The following is a 2,608-nucleotide window of genomic DNA, read 5'->3' as shown; positions in this document are numbered from 1 at the left end:
CCCAAGTGTGCGGCCTAGCAATTTATTATCTGGTTTCAATAGATATAAATTTTCTAATTCATCGGCTCCAAAATCTGAATCTAATTTTAGATTGTTATCAATGACAAAACGGTTGATTTCATCTGAGTTACAACCAAATAAAAAAGGTTCGTTTATTTTTTTAAGCCAATGGGCTATTTGTTTGCCGCCGTAAGTTGAATGATCCCCATTAACAAAACTACGCAATGAATAATCAAATACAATTGAACTGCCTTTAGCACATTGTGCCGTTAATTTTAAAATGTAACTAACGACTTCTTTTTCTAGGTAATACGAAACGCCTTCCCAAATAAAAAGCGTAATTTTAGAAAAGGAGAAATTATTTTTTTTGAGCTCAAGGGCGATGTCTTCTTGATTAAAGTCGATAGGAATGTAGCTAACATTATCTGGAATGTTGCAATCTGTTTGCTTTAGTTGATTTAATTTATAAGCTTGCGTTGGCGGAAAATCTAATTCAAAAACATTGACCGATCGTAACACTTTTTTATAGCGTAATGCGCGCGTGTCATAACCTGCACCTAATATGACAACCTGCTCGATACCGGAGTCGATTTGTTGTTGTAATATTTTATCAATATGCTGTGTACGGATGATCGAAAAGCAATAACTACCTGGGTGCAAACGCTCAATCAACTTGCGCCGTAGCCATCGTGGACGCATTTTAGCTAACATAGAATATTGTCCATCAATAAAATTATCCGCTAAATAATCTGCTTGATAGCCTAAATTTATATTGTCTTGTTGAGTTGCCGCCCTTAACGCAGCAACGGCTTGTGCCGATTTAATGGCTTTGTGCATTTGCATTGACCTCTTTTAAACCGGGTACATAACACGCAAGCACGTTTCCTTTTGCAGCGATACCTTGCTCATCATAAAATGCAATGCTGGTGTGCATAAACAAACGTCCTTTAATTACTGAAAGTTTATCAACCGTGAATAGCCCTTCAAATGCTCGACTGTTTAGAGGCCTTAAAAATTTAGATTCGAGTTTGGATATTAATATGGTAGCTAACTGATCTTCAAAAAAGTCCTGTAACGTTTTAGGGCATAACGCAGCCCATTTAGGATTTAGAGCTTTAAATATACCGGACTCTATGCACTGAGCGACAATGACATATGACAGTTGATTAAAACAGATATTGAATTCAACAGCATTAAAATGGCCAGTATCATCAATGTAACAACTTTTTTCTATGGCAAATTGACCTCGAGCGGTAACAAGTGCTTCACTATTAACATCGTCGATAACGGCACTTTTCAAATAGGTGCTGTGACTAAAATACGGTTTAAGCACTTGTTTTAATAAAGTAGGCTCAATTAATAATGGATCGTTCGTTGGGCTTTTTGCTTTTTGTGTTGTTTGAGTTATTGCTGTAAGCATTGTTATACCTCCATTTCTGGAATGGCTACGCCTGCGTTTTCGCGTAAACTATCACATAAAGGCATACCGTCTAGCAGTGTGATCCTAAACATCATTGTTTCTTCTTCTTTGGTTATTTCGGCTTGTAAGTTTTCTCCAACAGCCGCCTGACGGCCTGAACTGTGTTGTAAAAAACGGTTATCCCAAATGATTAGATCGCCTAAATTCCAGGTGACTTCTTTGATAAATTGTGCCTGTTCAGCAAAATCGAATAATTCATCTAAGATAACTTTACTTTGGTCTAGCCCTTCGTTTTTTACTTCAATAGTAAAGCCGCGACTCGCGTAAATAATTTTTTCTTTGGTGAAAGGGTGTGTGATCACCGCAGGGTGCTCAACTGGTGGCTGTACTGCATGGATCATGGCTAAAATTTCAGTTAAGTCTAAATTTATATCTTCTGGTCTGACTTTATAGCGCCAACGACCACTATGAATAAATGTCATTTTTGATAAGGTTTGCTGCTGTTTTAATGACATCGCTTGGTATACTTTCGCCATATCAATAAATCGAGTCGTCCGTTTTATTGTTTTGGGCATAACTTTAGGCATTAACATGGTGAGCACTTTAGGGTTTTGTTCAAAAGCGGTATCTGAATGCCAATACCCTCCCGTTCTGGCTACGCCCATTTTGTCTTTTGTCTTTTGAATATTTGATGAAACGAATATTTCTTTGTGATCAGGGTGGTGATAATTTTCCTGTAAGTAGGGCACCGGTGTTGCAAATTTATTGGCAAAATCAACATATTCTTGATTGGTGAGTGTTTGATTTTTAATAATCACCAAGCGGTTTTCATACAGTGAAGATTTAATGATTTTTTCATCTTTTTCTGTTAGCGAATTGATATTAAGTCCGTGTAATTCACAGCCAAAATCATTTTTAAATATTTCCATATTATCCTCTTTTTTATTGTTATTTACGCTAACGATCTAAGTGATTTAGAAGCAAGCCATTGTGGAATTAAAATAACTATAAATTCAAAGTGTGCAAAAAATATGGATTATCTGACTGAAATCCCTTTATTAATAAAGTTTATTTTGTTGGGGCAATTCGCTTATTTTAAATGTGTTTATAGACGGTAAATCACTTTTTTTATTAAAAATTAAAACCACGTCCTTTGGGCGTGGAAGAGGTTTTTAGGCTATAGCCTGA

At 36.2% G+C, this 2,608-nt stretch carries 3 protein-coding genes; all 3 read right to left on the bottom strand.

All coding sequences use genetic code 11. From position 1 onward, the window contains the following. The coding region (locus DPX34_RS21470; RefSeq protein WP_157964793.1) for a class I SAM-dependent methyltransferase at positions 1 to 843 on the bottom strand (843 nt) is incomplete at its 3' end. Next, on the bottom strand, positions 821 to 1,420 hold the full coding sequence (locus tag DPX34_RS21465; RefSeq protein WP_111980002.1) for an FcoT family thioesterase: 600 nt from the start codon (positions 1,418 to 1,420) through the stop codon (positions 821 to 823). The genes DPX34_RS21470 and DPX34_RS21465, both read right to left, overlap by 23 nt. Positions 1,421 to 1,422: 2 nt before the next feature. After that, on the bottom strand, positions 1,423 to 2,349 hold the full coding sequence (locus tag DPX34_RS21460; protein ID WP_111980001.1) for a TauD/TfdA dioxygenase family protein: 927 nt from the start codon (positions 2,347 to 2,349) through the stop codon (positions 1,423 to 1,425). Between the last annotated feature and the right edge of the window lie 259 nt (positions 2,350 to 2,608).

The organism is Algibacillus agarilyticus, assembly GCF_003286125.1.
Taxonomy (GTDB): Bacteria; Pseudomonadota; Gammaproteobacteria; order Enterobacterales; family Alteromonadaceae; genus Algibacillus; species Algibacillus agarilyticus.
The sequence above is the reverse complement of the archived record's forward strand: the minus strand, read 5'-3'. Positions and strand labels throughout refer to the sequence as shown.